The 16,795-nt window shown below is 41.0% G+C and carries 14 protein-coding genes; 8 read left to right on the forward strand and 6 right to left on the reverse strand.

All coding sequences use genetic code 11. The annotated features are described in order from the left end of the window. The first annotated feature begins 71 nt into the window (after window positions 1–71). Complete coding sequence (locus tag D1367_RS08900) at window positions 72–1,001, forward strand: trypsin-like serine peptidase (RefSeq protein ID WP_118165819.1); 930 nt, start codon at window positions 72–74, stop codon at window positions 999–1,001. 310 nt (window positions 1,002–1,311) lie between these two features. Here the strand turns inward: D1367_RS08900 and D1367_RS08905 are convergent, their stop codons facing one another. After that, a complete protein-coding gene (locus D1367_RS08905) occupies window positions 1,312–1,521 on the reverse strand; it encodes a hypothetical protein (RefSeq protein ID WP_094352741.1) in 210 nt (69 codons plus the stop codon). A gap of 366 nt (window positions 1,522–1,887) precedes the next feature. Between D1367_RS08905 and D1367_RS08910 the strand changes: the two genes are divergently transcribed. The 5 genes from D1367_RS08910 to gatA all read left to right on the forward strand — a co-directional run bounded on the left by D1367_RS08910 (window position 1,888) and on the right by gatA (window position 10,116). Next, window positions 1,888–2,937 carry an adenosine deaminase gene (locus D1367_RS08910; protein ID WP_118171245.1) on the forward strand — a complete coding sequence of 350 codons (1,050 nt, stop codon included), beginning with the start codon at window positions 1,888–1,890 and terminating at the stop codon, window positions 2,935–2,937. 218 nt (window positions 2,938–3,155) lie between these two features. Continuing rightward, a complete protein-coding gene (gene mutL, locus D1367_RS08915; protein ID WP_118165822.1) occupies window positions 3,156–4,910 on the forward strand; it encodes a DNA mismatch repair endonuclease MutL in 1,755 nt (584 codons plus the stop codon). 47 nt (window positions 4,911–4,957) lie between these two features. Further along, complete coding sequence (locus D1367_RS08920) at window positions 4,958–6,592, forward strand: mechanosensitive ion channel family protein (protein WP_118165825.1); 1,635 nt, start codon at window positions 4,958–4,960, stop codon at window positions 6,590–6,592. A gap of 551 nt (window positions 6,593–7,143) precedes the next feature. Continuing rightward, window positions 7,144–8,346 (forward strand): acyl-CoA dehydrogenase family protein, encoded by a 1,203-nt coding sequence (locus D1367_RS08925; RefSeq protein WP_118171248.1) that lies wholly within the window; start codon window positions 7,144–7,146, stop codon window positions 8,344–8,346. A gap of 309 nt (window positions 8,347–8,655) precedes the next feature. Then, window positions 8,656–10,116 (forward strand): Asp-tRNA(Asn)/Glu-tRNA(Gln) amidotransferase subunit GatA, encoded by a 1,461-nt coding sequence (gene gatA / locus D1367_RS08930; protein WP_118165827.1) that lies wholly within the window; start codon window positions 8,656–8,658, stop codon window positions 10,114–10,116. A 110-nt stretch (window positions 10,117–10,226) separates the two neighbouring features. Here the strand turns inward: gatA and D1367_RS08935 are convergent, their stop codons facing one another. Together D1367_RS08935 and D1367_RS08940 are read right to left on the reverse strand one after the other, a co-directional pair. Continuing rightward, window positions 10,227–10,685: a helix-turn-helix domain-containing protein gene (locus D1367_RS08935; protein WP_118165830.1), complete on the reverse strand. Its 459-nt coding sequence runs from the start codon at window positions 10,683–10,685 to the stop codon at window positions 10,227–10,229. 392 nt (window positions 10,686–11,077) lie between these two features. Further along, complete coding sequence (locus D1367_RS08940; protein ID WP_118165833.1) at window positions 11,078–11,764, reverse strand: HAD family hydrolase; 687 nt, start codon at window positions 11,762–11,764, stop codon at window positions 11,078–11,080. Window positions 11,765–12,056: 292 nt separating this feature from the next. On the opposite strand from D1367_RS08940, the gene D1367_RS08945 reads away from it, so the two are divergent. Further along, window positions 12,057–12,830: a glucosamine-6-phosphate deaminase gene (locus D1367_RS08945; RefSeq protein WP_118165835.1), complete on the forward strand. Its 774-nt coding sequence runs from the start codon at window positions 12,057–12,059 to the stop codon at window positions 12,828–12,830. A gap of 468 nt (window positions 12,831–13,298) precedes the next feature. Further along, window positions 13,299–13,955 (forward strand): pentapeptide repeat-containing protein, encoded by a 657-nt coding sequence (locus D1367_RS08955; RefSeq protein ID WP_118165840.1) that lies wholly within the window; start codon window positions 13,299–13,301, stop codon window positions 13,953–13,955. 108 nt (window positions 13,956–14,063) lie between these two features. Here the strand turns inward: D1367_RS08955 and D1367_RS08960 are convergent, their stop codons facing one another. The 3 genes from D1367_RS08960 to fraC form a co-directional block, all read right to left on the reverse strand. Next, window positions 14,064–14,843: an ABC transporter permease gene (locus tag D1367_RS08960; RefSeq protein WP_118165842.1), complete on the reverse strand. Its 780-nt coding sequence runs from the start codon at window positions 14,841–14,843 to the stop codon at window positions 14,064–14,066. A gap of 150 nt (window positions 14,844–14,993) precedes the next feature. Then, complete coding sequence (gene fraD / locus D1367_RS08965) at window positions 14,994–16,001, reverse strand: septal junction protein FraD (RefSeq protein WP_118165844.1); 1,008 nt, start codon at window positions 15,999–16,001, stop codon at window positions 14,994–14,996. Between the two features lie 56 nt (window positions 16,002–16,057). Further along, a complete protein-coding gene (gene fraC / locus D1367_RS08970) occupies window positions 16,058–16,597 on the reverse strand; it encodes a filament integrity protein FraC (protein ID WP_118165846.1) in 540 nt (179 codons plus the stop codon). Window positions 16,598–16,795 lie beyond the last annotated feature (198 nt).

The following is a 16,795-nucleotide window of genomic DNA, read 5'->3' on the forward strand; positions in this document are numbered from 1 at the left end:
CTCCCCTTTACAAGGGGAGGGTTAGGGAGGGGTAAATACTGTAAGACAAAATTTATTAGGAGTGATTTTTCATGAAAAGCATATTTACATCCAGACAATTTATTTTTCCCTGCATAGCAACAATTGGGATAGGAATTTTGGGGATTTGGGCTTCAGTCTCAGCCAAACCACAAACCCCACCCAGCTTTACCAAAGCTGAAAATCCCGGCGAATTTAAACTAGAAGGAAAAGGGGAGCCTTCAGTGCTAAATCAGAAAGAAGAACTCCCCGGAGAACGAGCCATTGTTGGTTCAAAAGATGACCGTATCCCTATGACTAGCAGAGACTACCCTTGGTCAGCCATTGGTAAAATCGAGGGGGTAGGTGCTGACGGTAGCGGTTATAGTTGCACGGGAACATTGATTGCTGAAGACGTTGTTTTGACAAATGCTCACTGTGTCGTTAACCCGGAAACCCGAAAAATTAGTCAAGCGATCGCATTTGAGCCAAACTTAGTTAATGGTGTCGTCAAAAGTAAAAATGATATAGCCTACGCCACTAATGTTTATTACGGCACAGACTTTAAAAATGGCACTTTAGCCGACTACGCAAACGATTGGGCAATTTTGAAGCTCAACAAGCCTATCGGGAAAAAATATGGTTATTTGGGCTGGAAATCCCTACCATCTTCTACTCTTGTTGGAGATACGAAAAAGTTTTCTTTGGTAGGCTACTCTGGCGATTTTCCCAACCCTGAGATAAAAGGTCTTGAAACTTATACTGCTGGTAAAAGTATGACTGCTGGTGTTCACCTGGGATGCAGTATTTTACGCCGCCAGGGTAATTTGTTGTACCACAACTGTGATAGTAATCACGGTGCTTCTGGAGGTGCAATTATCGGCAATATAAACGGCAAGTATTATATTTTCGCCCTCCACTCCGGCTCAAACGAGGTGAATGGATTGCTGTTGAACCGTGCGGTGGAAATGTCTCGCTTGGATGAGTGGTTGCAAGGGAATTAAGGACTAAAGTCCTTACTACAAACTTGCTTACCCATCAATTTAAATTTGACAAACTACTAGAAACTAAGCACAATTCTAATCACTTTGTGCCTAGCTATCACATAATAATATCAGTTTGTTCAAAAATTTCCGCCTGCACTGCTATATTGTGAGGGCGTTTTTCTGGAAAATCATCCAGCCACAATTAACGCATTTCTATGTGCGACGTCGAATAGCCCAACCCAGGCATCGCACCTTTAAAATAACTATATCCAGCTTGAGGCTGGACAATAGCTAGAGATATTTTTTAGATTGAATATTTACTTGATTTTTAACTTACCAAATCAACCAAGGCGTTGCTCTGAAAGCGGACTATAGATGAAACTGAGCAACCGCGATAATTCTCAGAGGTGAATACTGATAGTGTGATATTAGCTTGACCGGGATCTAAGATGCGTTTTACCTTGCAGGTTTGCATTTTGTTATTGCAGTAAGCAATAATGCGATCGCCAGCCTTGACTTCCAACGCTTGAATTTTCAATTAATACCAACCTTGCCAGGAATTTGCTTCGTTAAAGGAAAAATATATTGTTATATTTCACTTCTTCAACAATAGCAATGTTTATTTAAATATAGCACAAAAATTAAAGTATTTAATCGTATCAATTTAATCTTGATGATGTCAAGTTTCTTTATGCTCAAAACGCTATATAAATGCTGGATTTTCAGAAAATAAGCCTAAAATCCCGACCTTCGCGCAGCCTCTAGGCCGCAAGCCTCATCTGAAAAAATCCAGATAGTGGGAAACCTCCGTTCCAATTTTTCTAGAGCTAAACTTTTTCAAGTATAGATTTTTCCTTCTATGTTTTTGTTACAATCAATGAAATTTTTACATAAAAATACCACTATGGCTTTATATGCTGAATTACATAGACATCTAGGCGGCTCGGTCGTACCAAGAGTTTTATGGCGATATTTCGAGCGACATTCTTCGGAGTTGATTTCCCGCTTTGCTGACTATTCACAATTTGAAGATTTTTACACCCGTCCACGCAACACCCTAGATGAGTATCTAGAATTACACACCCTGGTAGAAAGTGTGCAAACTGTAGAGACTTTGCCTTACTTTATCTATCGCTTGGTGCGGGGTGCTTACATCTTTGAAAATTTGGCTTATCTGGAACTGCGCTACACTCCCTATTTGCGGACACCTGAGCATCTAAATCAATCACAGAGAATTGACAAGATGGCAGAAATTGTGCAAGTAGTAGGGCTTGCCAGCAACCAGCCAGAATATCCGATTGTTACTAGCCAAATTCTCTGTATGCACACGCGCCTACCTTATGAGGTAAACAAGGCGATTGTTGATTTGGCGGCGCAAAATAAGCAGTATGTCTGTGCAGTAGATGTAGCAGGGGGTGATAGCTATTATGCCGATCGCTTAGAAGAATGGGTTAGCTTATATGATTATGCGCGATCGCAGGGCGTTAAAACCACCGGACATCTATATGAAACCACTGCTGGCTGTTACCCTGAACTGTTACCCTATCTCATGCGAATCGGTCACGGCATCCAAATTCCCCTACTATATCCAGAGTTACTTAATGATGTCGCTAGACGCGGACAGTGTTTAGAGGTTTGCCCCACAACTTACCTGAAAACTGGTACTTTACAGGATATCCGTCAACTCAAATTAGTTTTTGACCGTTGTTTTGAAGCTGGAGTAGATATTGCTATCTGTACTGATAATGCTGGATTGCACAATGTGCGTCTGCCATTTGAGTATGAGAATCTCTTGACTTACGACATTATTAATTTTGCACAACTACAAGCTTGTCAGGATGCAGCTTTCCGTCATGCTTTTGCTTGGCCTTACACTCAGCGTCCCGCATCCCTGTTGAATGGTTTACTGAAACCTGAACCACCTAAAGTTTTGGCAACAAGGGATAGTAATTAACCAGGGAGCATCCCTTCAGGTGCAAAAACCTTGATAGCCCTCATCCCCTAACCCCGAATCCCAAAGATGGGATTCTCTTAACTAGAATTATGTCTCCCCTCTCCCAAAGATGGGAGAGGGGCTGGGGGTGAGGGAAAAGATTTAATCAAAATTTCTCGTGTATTCGCTTCTTTATCTCCTCTGCTTCCCTTGCACCCAGAAGCTATAAACTATAATTTATGGCATCTACTATTCAAGCTCTACCAACAGAAGTCGTATATCTTATTACAGCTGGTGAGGTAATCGACTCTTTCGCTTCTGTGGTGCGGGAATTGGTAGAAAATTCCCTAGACGCAGGTGCAACACGAATTGTGGTTTCGTTATGGCCGCAGCAATGGCGAATTCGTGTTGCAGATAATGGTTGTGGAATGAATCTAGATGATTTGCAACAAGCAGCCACAGCCCACAGCACCAGTAAAATTCGCTCTAGTGCCGATTTATGGAAAATTAACAGTTTGGGGTTTCGTGGTGAGGCGTTACATAGCTTAACAACTCTGGCAGATTTAGAAATTTTGAGTCGTCCTGTGGGTGGAAAATTAGGATGGCGGATTAGCTATGGCGATGGTGGGCAAGTTGTGCAAGTTGAAGTAACTGCGATCGCACCTGGTACAGTGGTGACAGTTTCTCATCTTTTCGGTAATTGCTCATCTCGTCGTCAGGGATTGCCCACAGCAGCACAGCAAATGAAAGCCGTGCAAGCCACAATTCACCAAATCGCTATGTGTCATCCCCATATTACTTGGCAGATTTGGCAAAATGATCGTCAATGGTTCACTATCTCTCCAGCTGCGACAACTGGGCAATTGCTACCGCAGATTTTACCCCAAGTGCGACAAGGTGATTTGCAAGAAGTCAAACTCGAAATACCCAACCCATTAAACTCCTATACAGAAGACGCGATGAATCGCGTCTCTACTCCAGACTCTTGTACAGACGCGATGAATCGCGTCTCTCCTTACTCCTCACTAAATTTAGTGGTAGGATTACCCGATCGCACTCATCGTCATCGTCCAGATTGGGTACGTGTAGCCATTAACGGCAGGGTGGTTAAGACACCAGAACTAGAGCAAACGATATTATCAGCATTTCATAGAACATTACCACGCGATCGCTATCCAATTTGTTTCTTACATCTTGCCATTTCCCCCGATCAAATTAATTGGAATCGCAATCCAGCAAAAACAGAAATTTACCTCAACGAAATCATTTATTGGCAAGAACAAATTACCCAAGCAATTAACCAAGCACTCAGCATCTCTTCTAGCAATCTCAAAGAAGCTGTCCATACAACACGAGTTAGTAAATTACTCAAAGCCGCAGAAGCCAAAGGCGGCTACAATTTCAATCCTCAAAATCCCAACTCTTGTACAGACGCGATTAATCGCGTCTCTCCTAACTCTTTAAAAGCTGTCGCTCAAGTTAGCAACACCTATATTGTGGCGGAACATTCAGGTGGTATGTGGTTAGTGGAACAGCACATTGCCCATGAGCGAGTTTTGTATGAGCAATTGTGTGATAATTGGCAACTTGTCCCCGTTGAACCGCCAATCATTCTTTATCAATTGTCACCAGCGCAACTATCGCAACTGCAACGCATCGGTTTAGAAATAGAACCCTTTGGCGAACAACTTTGGGCAGTGCGAAACATCCCTGCACCTTTGCGACAGCGAGACGACTGTGCAGAAGCAATTTTAGAACTTAGTTGGGGAGGCGACTTACAAACAGCCCAAGTAGCTGTCGCCTGTCGCAGTGCCATTCGTAACGGTACACCTATGAACCAACAAGAAATGCAGACACTTTTAGATAATTGGCAACACACTCGCAACCCTCGCACCTGTCCCCACGGACGCCCAATTTATTTATCCTTAGAAGAATCAGCTTTAGCCCGGTTTTTCCGGCGGAATTGGGTAATTGGTAAAAGTCATGGAATTTGATAGTTAATATTAATTAGCTAGACTAAAATTATCTTGTTAGAATCATAATGCGTTATTCTCACCGTTTGCGACTGCCATTAAAATATTTCAATATTTTTATTGCAGTACTAACTTTTGTTTTATTTATCTGGTTAACTCCTGTCGTTGCTCAAGCATTAACTAAAGCTCCGGTTATTTTAGATGGGCAAGAGATTTTTAAAATCAGCGATTCTGGTCATTATAGCGCTCAAGAACGGACAAATTTAATCAACTCACAACTAAAATATGCGATTAAAACTTCTGAATTTATTCAAGTTAAAATTGAAGAACGCAACCAGCTACCTACTATTTTGCTAAATGGCCGCTATCTGTTAACAGTTACAGAACAAGATACTGTTCCAGGTAGCACAGTTGATGAGCAGGCAAGGATTTGGGGGCAGGAAATTGAAGAAGCGTTACAGCAAGCTCGTTTAGAGCGAACTAAAACCTATCTCCAACATACGACTTTTGTAGCAGTAGCAATTTTACTCATAACTGCCGGATTCACTTGGCTATTAGGATGGATTAATCATCACTTTTTCCGAGTAGCTTCACAACGCTTAACTACTCCTAACAATGAGATACCTAATTCTGAACTGCTAAAAGTATTGGAATTATTTTTCAAATTAGTGTTGGCGAGTATGCGTATCGCACTTTGGATAAGTACGATTCTTTATATCACTAATCTCTTTCCTTTCACTCGTCAATGGAGCTACCAAATTTCAAATATCCTGATCACCAGTTTCACCTCACCTATTCTGACATTAGGCAAGAATCCTTACTCTCTTACTGAATTAATAATTTTGATTGGTTTGTTGTTCGGCTTAGTTATCTTTGCTGGAACTTTAACCAATTTTTTACGTTCTCGCATTCTATCTTTTACTGGAATCAATCGTGGCGCTCAAGAAGCGATTGTAATACTTTTCAAATATGGTCTGATTTTTATTGGCACACTGGTACTGCTACAAATCTGGGGGCTTGACATTAGCTCTTTGACAATTTTAGCAAGTGCTTTAAGCGTTGGAATTGGCTTTGGTTTACAGGATATTGCTAAGAATTTTGGCAGTGGTTTAGTACTAGTATTTGAGCGTCCGATTCAGGTTGGAGATTTTGTAGAAGTTGGGGAATATACAGGTACTGTCGAGCGAATAGGTGGCAGAAGTACCGAAATTCGGACTCTTGACCACGTTTCAATCATTGTACCTAACTCTCGTTTCTTAGAAAAAGAAGTAATCAACTGGAGCCACCGCAACCCGATTTCTCGCCTTCATCTCCCCGTTAGCGTTGCTTATAGTTCAGATCCCAAAGTCGTGCAAGCTGCTCTTTTAGAAGCAGCCTCTAAGCATCCCAATGTATTGGAAGTTCCTTCTCCTCTAGTATTATTTAAAGAGTTGGGCAACAACAGCTTAAATTTTGAGTTATTAGTATGGACTGCGGAACCTAATAAACAATTTTTGCTCAAAAGTGATTTATACTACAATATCTACGAATCATTACAGCAAAGACAAATTGAAATCCCCTTCCCCCAGTTAGATTTACATCTGCGTTCTGGCACATTAGAATTTACGCCAGAAATGCAGTTAGCCTTAATACAAATGTTTGAACGATTGTCAAACCATCAACAACGCATAGATCCAATCAAGCCAAGTCAATCTAATTCATAATTAATAATTACTAATTCATAATTGCAATTCTTTGTTGGCTCTGAACCCACCACGCTCTTGTAGACCACCAAGATTCAAAAATTTCATTGTTGGCTCCCAAGCCATATAATTTATGAATTATGAATTATGAATTAATAATTATTTGGTCAAAATCAAACGTAAATTTGGATGTTTGGCTTGCTATTAGAAAGTTGTTTGTGTCATACTTACTCAGTACTAAATCCCGATTTATTTTAAGTAGTAAGCTGTTGGACAAATAACCTTACATATTACCTGGAAGTAAAAGTATTGTTGGGTGGGCATCTTGCCATTGGTGTCAACTTAACGTAAAAGCCATATCCCGCAAGGAACTGAAGTTCCAAGGATAATAGCTAAAGTCTACTGAAGTAGACTAAATATTCCTAAAAATCTTTAGTCTACTTCAGTAGACTTTAGCTTTGAGCCGCTGAAATTTATTTCTGGGCGGGCGTGGAAGCCAACAGAAGTTTGCAGAAACATCAATTTTTCGCAGGATGGGATTCAGTAGTAAAGTGAGTTTTAAAGGAATATTTATGTCACAGTTGGAGCAAGCAGTGCCAAACACCTTTGTAACTAAAGGCTTAGAAACTTTCCCCAATAATATGTTCGACCAGGTTGAGGTTTTGGCCAAAGACTTTGCCACCCGTGCAGGGGCACACGACAAAGATGGTTCCTTTCCCTTCGAGAATTTTACAGCTTTGCATGAGGCAGGATTACTCAGCCTTACCATTCCCCGTGAATTAGGTGGACAGGGTTTAGGGCTGCCAACTATCTGCCGAGTGATTGAAGGGATAGCGCGTGGCGATGCTTCGACGGCGCTAGTACTAACAATGCACTATCTCCAACATGCCCATGCAGCCCGTAGCCGTCGTTGGCATCCAGAAGTATATAAACGGCTGTGTCGTGAATCGATTGAAGGTATTGCCCTGCTCAATGCTGCCCGTGTCGAACCTGAGTTAGGAACGCCAGCTAGAGGCGGATTACCTGCCACAATTGCCGAGTGGACACCAGAGGGTTGGCGTTTAACAGGCCACAAGCAATACACCACGGGTAGTCCCATCCTTAGTTACTTTATTGTTTGGGCACGGACAACTGAGGATGAACCACAAGTTGGCAGTTTTCTGGTTCCGCGCGATGTGCCGGGAGTGCAAATTGTCGAAACCTGGGATCACTTGGGAATGAGAGCTACAGGCAGCCACGATCTCATTTTGGAGAATGTATTAATTCCAAGAGAGTATGCTTTGAATATTAGCCCCATATCAACCGCGCCATCCTTTGATCCTCTGATTTCCACTTGGGGCAGTTTGACAGTGAGTGCTTTATATCTCGGTGTTGCTACTAGTGCGCGAGACTGGCTGGTAAAATATCTTTGGGAGCGATCGCCTTCTAATCTCAAAGAGCCACTGGCAACTCTGCCACGTTTCCAAACTGCTGTGGGTGAGATAGAAGCATTGCTGTTTGCTAACAATAGATTGATTTATAGCTTGGCTCAAGATATTGAGCAGGGCGAGTATCAGCCTAACGTAGGATTACAGGCACAAGCTGTTAAATATCTCACCACAACTAACTCGATTCGTGCTGTAGAGATTGCCTTAGAACTGACTGGTAATCCTGGTCTGTCAAAAAAGAATCCTTTAGAGCGACACTACCGTGACGTTCTGTGCAGCCGTATTCATACACCGCAAAATGATGTTATTTGCCAGTCTTTAGGGAAGAGTGTATTGAAAGTAAAGTGAGTGGGGAATGGGGAGTGGGGAGTGGGGATGAGGGAGCAGGGGAGGCAGGGGAGAAGAACTATTTATTGGGCGTTGCTGAATCGAGGTATGAATTTTGGATGTAGAGACGTAAAATTTTACGTCTCTACAAGGATTTTCACCACAAAGCACAATCTGTTTTCATAGCGCAATCAGCAACGCCATTTATTAATTATTCACAAATGACAAATGACTAATACCCAATACCCAATACCCAATACCCAATACCCAATACCCAATATCAACCAATATGTACTAAAATCAATGACTTGAGTCACAAAGAGAGCAATCATGGCATCCATCCGCGAGTTGCACCAACAGCTGGTTAAGAAAGAACGTTCTGCCGTTGAAATTACCCAAGAAGCTTTAGAGCGCATTCAAGCGTTAGAGCCGAAATTGCACAGCTTTTTATATGTGACCGCAGAACGGGCATTAGAGCAGGCAGGTGCTGTGGATGCGAAAATTGCTGCGGGAGAAGAAATTGGGCTGCTAGCAGGCATTCCTGTTGGGATTAAGGACAATTTATGTACTAAGGGAATTCCTACCACCTGCGCCTCCCGGATTTTGGAAAATTTCGTGCCGCCTTATGAATCAACAGCTACGCAAAAACTGGCAGATGCTGGCGCGGTAATGGTAGGCAAAACCAATTTGGATGAGTTTGCAATGGGTAGTTCCACAGAAAACTCTGCCTATCAAGTCACGGCTAACCCTTGGGATTTGTCACGAGTTCCAGGTGGTTCTTCGGGGGGTTCTGCGGCGGCGGTAGCGGCTCAAGAATGTGTGGTTGCTCTCGGTTCTGATACTGGCGGTTCGATTCGGCAACCTGCATCTTTTTGCGGTGTGGTAGGAATGAAACCGACTTATGGTCTGGTTTCCCGTTATGGTTTGGTGGCTTACGCTTCCTCTTTGGATCAAATTGGGCCATTTGGAAACACAGTAGAAGATGCGGCAATATTATTAAATGCGATCGCAGGTTACGATCCCAAAGACTCTACCAGTCTCAAAGTAGCCATTCCCAACTACGCCGCCAGCTTAAAACCAAACTTCAAACCCAGAGGTCAGCTAAAAATTGGGATCATCAAAGAAACTTTTGGTGAAGGTTTAGACGCTGTAGTGGAACAAGCTGTTACCAAAGCAGTAGATCAACTACAAAGTTTAGGAGCGGAAATTCATATAATTTCCTGTCCCACCTTTCGTTATGGCTTACCCACTTACTACATCATCGCCCCGTCAGAAGCGTCAGCAAACCTAGCTCGTTACGATGGCGTTAAATATGGTTACCGCGCCCCTGATGCCGATAATCTGCTATCAATGTACACTCGTACCCGTGCCACTGGTTTTGGAACAGAAGTCAAACGCCGGATTATGATCGGCACTTATGCACTTTCGGCTGGCTATTATGATGCTTACTACCTGAAAGCGCAAAAAGTCCGCACCCTGATTAAGCGAGATTTTGAAAAGGCTTTTGGCTTAGTTGATGTGTTAGTTTGTCCCACATCTCCCACTACAGCATTCAAAGCAGGGGAAAAAACTACTGACCCCTTGAGCATGTATTTAACTGACTTGATGACTATTCCTGTAAATCTTGCTGGTTTACCTAGTTTAAGTTTGCCATGTGGTTTTGACGATCAGGGGCTACCGATAGGATTACAGCTAATTAGCAATGTCCTGCGAGAAGACCTACTATTTCAAGTAGCTTACGCTTATGAGCAATCTACTAGTTGGCATCTGCGTAAACCGCAAATATCTTGAAAATGGGCATTTGTCATTTGTCATTTGTCATTTGTCATTTGTCCCTCATCTCCCCTTGCTTCCCCTGCTCCCCACTTTGTACAGACGCGATTAATCGCGTCTCTACGCACTCACTTATTACTAACCATTGACTGTTGACTATTGACTTCTGGAGTCGGGGATTCAGATGTAATTTGTGGTGGATTAAGGGTATATAAAAGACCAGCAGATGCAGCTAATAACAATAGAATGTAGGTGACAACAAGGGGTATGTATGTATTTGATTTGTTGCCTGAATTATTATGAGCATTCTTCGAGTCTTGGCAGACTACATTGCTTATAAGAGTATGTGATAAAGCATTTCCATCCAGTCCTAAAGCATCTCCATAGCGACGGATGAATCCTTGAACAAAAATAGGTTCAGGCAATTCTTCAAATCGTTCTTCTTCTAAAGCTTGCAAAACGCCTGCTCTGATGAGTGTTCTTGCAGCTATTTCTTCTATGCATATAGATTTTTGTTGTCTTACTTGTCGCAAGTGTGTAGTTATTTCTTTTAGCTGCTCTACTTGAGATTGGTTTAAGAGTGTCACTGTCTTCTACTGTATGGGCTAATCCTACTATTCATATAGTCAGAAGACTTAAAAGCGCATACGTATTTTTACTGGATAATTGATTTTCAGGAGAAATTTTTTAATAATGGTTGAAATCTAGATTGGAAAATGCTATTGCTGCTTATGCTAAGTAAATATATTGTTAATATAGACACTTTAAAAGACGCGAAATTTCGCGTCTCTACAGGTCTAAAATTAGCACCAAAAATCCTTAACTGAACCGTATTGGGCTATAGTCGCAATGAGGGTATGTTTCCCAATTTATGTTTAGACACTTTTGGTCAGAATTCAGTATGAATTATGACGACTAACCCATGTATTCTGTTTCGGTAAATTCACGTCTCTACTCTCGATGTTTTAAGATTTTGCACTTACAAGTTAGAAGCGATCGCACTCAAATCTGGTTCAATGAGTGAGTTGAGCAATGTCCACAACTGCAAATCAGTAAAATCTGGAATTGCCATAAATGCGCCGATTTCCTGCAATACTTGGGGATCGTGGGTGGAGGCGATGCCAATAGTGCGGATATCTGCACTCACCGCCGAACGAATACCAGAGGGAGAGTCTTCTAAAGCGATCGCTTCCTCTGCTGTAATCCCCAAGTTACTCAGGGCGACTTGATAGGGTGCAGGGTCGGGTTTACCTGCAATACAATCATCTGCTAAAACAACTGTATGAAAAGCTTCTTTGATTCCCAAAACTTCTAGCATAAATTCTGCATTTAATCTAGGGGCATTAGTTACTAATGCCCGCTTTAACTGATGTGTCTCTGTCCATGCTAGGAGTTCAGAAAATCCACTCAACGGTTTTAGATGGGGGGCGAGTTTGCGAAAAAGCGCCTCTTTTTCATCGGCAAATTTTTGCCCCTCTGCTGTTGATAATTGTGGCAGAATATCCTTAACAATTTCTGGGTTTAATCGCCCACTAATTCGGGATTTATAAAATGTTTCGTCAATTTCTATGCTGTAATTTAACAGCATTTCCCGCCAAGCTAGGTAGTGTATAGGGTCAGTGTTGACAATAGTGCCGTCTAGGTCAAAGAGAATTGCAGCCAGCATGATTTTTGGGTAAAATGTAAATAATTGTTAACTTAATTTAAATAGTTTACATCGTTTTTTTGCCCTTATTAGGAATTACGCGATGAAAACTTGAAATTTTGATCCCGCCTAACCCCCCTTAAAAAGGCTACGGTGTACACACAAGTCGAATTACCCCCCTTAATCCCCCCGTTTATTGGGGGGAAAAAGTCGCGCTAAATCTTAAAATCTATACCTGATAGGGCATGTAAAGACAAACAGATACAGCCTCTCAAGTGACTGCCGTATAATTGATAACCTTCTGTGTAAGCAAATGCTAGCCGCTACAAACTTTTTTCGCGTTGATGATTTACTAGTGCAGATTTACAACTCTGAAGTCGAAATGGCCCAGGATGTTGCCGAAATCGCGCAAAAGCATTTACAGCAAGTTCTTAATCTTCAGGATACAGCTGCTGTCTTATTAGCAACAGGTAACTCCCAACTCAGATTTCTCGATGCTTTGATTGCATTGGGTGGTGTAGATTGGTCACGAATTATTCTGTTCCATCTAGATGAATATTTGGGAATTACGGCTGAACATTCTGCGAGTTTCCGGCGCTATATGCGAGAACGTGTAGAGAAGCGGGTTGTTCCTAAGCAATTTCACTATATAGAAGGTGATACATTGCAACCAGTGGCAGAGTGCGATCGCTACACTAAATTACTCCTTGCACAACCAATTGACTTATGCTGTCTTGGTGTTGGGGAAAATGGACATTTAGCTTTTAACGATCCAGCAGTAGCAAATTTTCAAGATCATTACAGTGTGAAACTAGTAAAACTAGATACAGTGAACCGTCAGCAACAAGTAAGCACAGGTCAGTTTCCGAATCTAGAAACTGTCCCACAATATGCTTTTACTGTCACCATCCCGACGATTTGTTCAGCTAAAAAAATTATCTGTCTGGCTCCAGAAACACGTAAAGCGAATGTGGTAAAAGATATGTTGCAAGGAGCTATAAGTACAGACTGTCCAGCTTCTATTCTTCGTCAACAATCTCAAGCGACGTTATTTTTGGATGTCAATTCTGCTAGTTTGCTGTCGTGAAAAACGAAAACTGCTGTATAGTCCTAGCAAACACATACTGTTAGCAGTATTGAATGCTGCCATCAACAGAAAGTGCATCCCCCTTTTAGCAATAATCCCAAAAAACCCCAAGACCTTTTCTTAGTATGCGGACTCCAAAGTTTAGGACAACATTCTGTTGCAGTCCTAAAGGAGTACGATGTTAAAGTTAGCGCCATTGATGATGTGCAGCCCGAACATTGGGAAGTCCCAGAAGTACCAAGCTTACCGCTTGTATTATCCTCACTTGACTTATCAATGTTTCCTGACCTATGTCAGCATTTTTTGTTTTTATAACCAGTTAAAAAGCGCATTTTCAAGCTCCTAGCGATTTTTTGGGAATTTATTTCTGATTATTTACTCAGATGATCTCCATTTGCGGTGTACTCTCAATATACGGTAACTATCACACTCGACCTTTGAGATAAATTACACCCAGAGGTGAATACCATGAAAAATTATGCTGCTCAACAGGAATTTATATTAAGTCAAATCACAAATAAATATTATCAGCGCCGAGATTTCAGTAGATGTGACTTGCGTGGAATCGACCTGAAAGGAATTGATTTAAGTGGTGTTAACTTCATAGGAGCAGATTTGCGTGATGCAAATTTGTGTGGCTGTATCCTCACTCGTGCTAACTTAAGTGGCGCAAATCTGATGCAAGCTAACCTACGTGAAGCTAATTTGTATGAAGCATCTTTGTGCGAAGCTAATTTGATTAATGCTGATTTAACACGAGCAAATTTGTGCGGAACTTTCTTATGGCGGGCAAAATTCACAGGTAGTAATCTTTGGGGTGCTTCTTTATGTGATGTGGATTTGAGAGAAGCAGACTTAAGTGAAGCCAAATTAATTGAAGCATCACTGATTGAAGCGAATTTAGTTAGAGCAAATCTCACAGGAGCAAAGTTATGTGGAGCAAAATTACTAGAAGCTAATTTAACTGAGGCCAACTTAACTGGTGCAGACCTGACATGGGCAAATTTAACCAAGGCAAACTTGAATAAAGCAAACCTTTGGGAGACAAACTTGATTTATGCGAAGCTTGGGGATACTATCATGCCTGATGGCACAATTGAGCAACCTCAGATAGTTATTTATTAGTTAGGAGTTAGGAGTTAGGAGTATTGAGTAGAGACGCGATTAATCGCGTCTGTACAGGAGTCAGGAGAGAAGAATTTTCTGTTTGCTCCAATGTCCAATGCCCTATGATTAAAACTCACGTTGTGAGAAGATGAAAGTAGCGATCGCTAGCAACATGGCACTATAAAGTAGGCCATAGCCAGCATTTGTAATCAGTGTAGTTGTGTCAGGTAGTGCTTGCAGACCATAAATGGCATCATTTTTTAAATTTAATCGAGATAAATCTGGCAAGATGAGAAACAAACCTTGAGTTAGACTTTCCATACCAGGATTACGGCTGAGACGACCAAGTTGTACTAAATCTTGAGTAATATTTCCAATTAAATATACCGCAAAGGTTAAAACAGTCGCCAGTAAAGAAGCAGTGAAAACACCGAAGGTAATAGCCACAGCCGTGATTAATGACAACTGCAATAATAAAAAAATTGCAGCAATTAGAATGCTCACGGTTGGATGAGGAATGCTACCAAATTGCAGAAACACTAGATAAATTGCTGTCATTGTGGCGACAAGCACAGCTAATACTGCCGATAAACCTAAATATTTGCCTATGATAATTTCACTGCGGCTGACAGGTTTAGCAATTAACACCAAAATAGTACGTTTTTCAATTTCTTTATTAACCAGTCCCGTACCAATAAATATCGTCACAATTAGCCCGATGGCATTCATCGCCGCCATCCCAAAATCTAAAAAGATTTTGTCTTCAGTCGTAGCTGCAAATTCAGGAAGGACGCGGAAGGCAATGGCGAGTATCAGCGCATAAAAACTAATAATAAATAGGATGCGATCGCGTACCACTTCCTGAAACACATTCTTTGCCAATACAAAAATTCTGTTAATAGTCATTTTTCTTTGGAGTGGGGAGTGGGGAGTGGGGAGTGCGGAATGGGGAATGAGGAATGGGGAATGGGGAATGGGGAATGGGGAATGACATTGCTTCTTCTCCCCCTCCTTCCCCTGCCCTACTCCCTACTCCCTACTCCCCATTCCCTACCTTCACTGTTGCGGAGGCGGTGAGTCAGAAATCAATTTACTGCCGCGATCGCATTCAATTTCTGCAACTGTAATCTTATTGTCTGAATTGCTAGTTGCTGCAACTGGTTCAATGCGACAAGCTTTTTTCAAGTAATAGCCCCGTGGGTTAGAACTCGGGCCTATCCAAATACTTAATAAATCTAATATATATCCAGACTTAGTATTAGCTACGCGCGGTTCAATGCGCCATAGTTCCTTTTCTTCATATTTGCCCAGGTTTTTTTGGATTATTCCCCTACCCAGAGTTCCTACCCGTTGTTTGGCATCAAGCAACCATTTCTCTACTTCTGACCAAGGTCTTTGGGCTATTTGTTCTACTACTATTGGTTGAAGTTTCTCTAGAATTATAGCGCCGTTGCGTGGGATTTTTAGTCGTTTTTCTGTACTGACAAGAACGGTACTAGTTCTAAAAGTATCTGCCTGCAAACTGGGATATTGTTGAAACCAATTATTCATCACAAAGTGAAAATTAATCCAGCAACTTAGCAGCATACTACTAGCAACTAAAATTATAATTCTTTGGCGGTCTTCTGGTTTCGGAATTCGAGCTTTTGCATCGGTATCATTTCCTTCAATAAATTCTGGTATAGCCGTAATTAGCGCTGAAATTGTCGGCCAAAAAACGATTGTTCTTGGTGTAATTATATCCTGTTGATTTCCAAATGCAAAAACACTCACTAAAAATCCAGTGATCACTGCCCCAACTGGCATAAAAGTACCAGGAACCCTCAAAGGATCTTCAGTTGTATACCAAGCTGTGCCGGCAATTAAAAATAACCAACCGAAAAAAGCAATTATATCTTTTATATAACCTATAGCAAAATATGAAACTACCCAAGAAAAAACACTCAAATAAATAAATGTTTGCCAAGAATAAGCTTTAGGTGGAACTAATACCTTTCTAATTCCTGCATAAAGCCCTTCAGCAAATTTAAAAACCCCAAATACATCTTTAAGTAACGTATTCATATTCTTCTCTACACCTAATTAATCACTAGTCTTCCTTTGAATTAAGTAAATTCTTGCTACTTTGACCGAAAGAATAAAAGAATGGTTATAGCACTATAACTTAGAGAATTCGCAATTAATGTAGTAGTCACTAAATTAGTATTTTGTAATTTAGCACCGCTAAAACTACGCCATCTCTGCCGTTGAGATTTTTGAGGTTCGTCTTCTTTTTTAGCAACTGGTTCACTCAATGATAGTAGTAATACCCTTAAAATGAAAAACTTCATTATAAAAGTAGCAAAGAAAATTATACAGGCAGTTAAAATTAATAAACTTTGTGTATTTGCTGATTTAAAATTATTAAAAAACATATAGCTAATTAGTTCTGATTTCAGATATATCGGCAACATTGGTTCTGCTACAAAAAATATGAACCAACCAATTACACTAGAAAACAGATTCATAGAGATAGCATAAAAAATGCTAGTCTTTTTGTCAAATTTTAATCGATTGTGCAAAACATAGGCTTCGATGGGGATGGCAATCAGTACAAATAAAAAGTCAAACAGAATTCCACCAATAGGAAAAATCCTCGGAAGCATCCAATTTTCAGGCATAAATGGTCAAGGTTAAGGGTTAACTGTAGAGAGTATAACTGGGATAGTGAGGGTGATGGGGGAAATTATCTGATTGTTTTTGTCCTTTACTATGTTGGTGTGTCAATATTATCTTGTCGATATTATTTATACATTGTACGGACGGATCAGAGGAACAGTTTCTTTACCTAAGATTACAAGACGGTAAGATTAAAGACT

It is taken from the genome of Nostoc sphaeroides (assembly GCF_003443655.1).
GTDB classification, from domain to species: Bacteria; Cyanobacteriota; Cyanobacteriia; order Cyanobacteriales; family Nostocaceae; genus Nostoc; species Nostoc sphaeroides.

What these genes read in the sequence shown, in the direction of transcription:
- D1367_RS08940 (WP_118165833.1), bottom strand. Translation starts at nt 11,764, where the DNA reads ATGCTGGCTGCAATTCTCTTTGACCTAGACGGCACTATTGTCAACACT.
- fraC (WP_118165846.1), bottom strand. Translation starts at nt 16,597, where the DNA reads ATGCCTGAAAATTGGATGCTTCCGAGGATTTTTCCTATTGGTGGAATT.
- gatA (WP_118165827.1), top strand. Translation starts at nt 8,656, where the DNA reads ATGGCATCCATCCGCGAGTTGCACCAACAGCTGGTTAAGAAAGAACGT.
- D1367_RS08910 (WP_118171245.1), top strand. Translation starts at nt 1,888, where the DNA reads ATGGCTTTATATGCTGAATTACATAGACATCTAGGCGGCTCGGTCGTA.
- D1367_RS08945 (WP_118165835.1), top strand. Translation starts at nt 12,057, where the DNA reads ATGCTAGCCGCTACAAACTTTTTTCGCGTTGATGATTTACTAGTGCAG.
- D1367_RS08960 (WP_118165842.1), bottom strand. Translation starts at nt 14,843, where the DNA reads ATGACTATTAACAGAATTTTTGTATTGGCAAAGAATGTGTTTCAGGAA.
- D1367_RS08920 (WP_118165825.1), top strand. Translation starts at nt 4,958, where the DNA reads ATGCGTTATTCTCACCGTTTGCGACTGCCATTAAAATATTTCAATATT.
- D1367_RS08900 (WP_118165819.1), top strand. Translation starts at nt 72, where the DNA reads ATGAAAAGCATATTTACATCCAGACAATTTATTTTTCCCTGCATAGCA.
- D1367_RS08925 (WP_118171248.1), top strand. Translation starts at nt 7,144, where the DNA reads ATGTCACAGTTGGAGCAAGCAGTGCCAAACACCTTTGTAACTAAAGGC.
- D1367_RS08955 (WP_118165840.1), top strand. Translation starts at nt 13,299, where the DNA reads ATGAAAAATTATGCTGCTCAACAGGAATTTATATTAAGTCAAATCACA.
- fraD (WP_118165844.1), bottom strand. Translation starts at nt 16,001, where the DNA reads ATGAATACGTTACTTAAAGATGTATTTGGGGTTTTTAAATTTGCTGAA.
- mutL (WP_118165822.1), top strand. Translation starts at nt 3,156, where the DNA reads ATGGCATCTACTATTCAAGCTCTACCAACAGAAGTCGTATATCTTATT.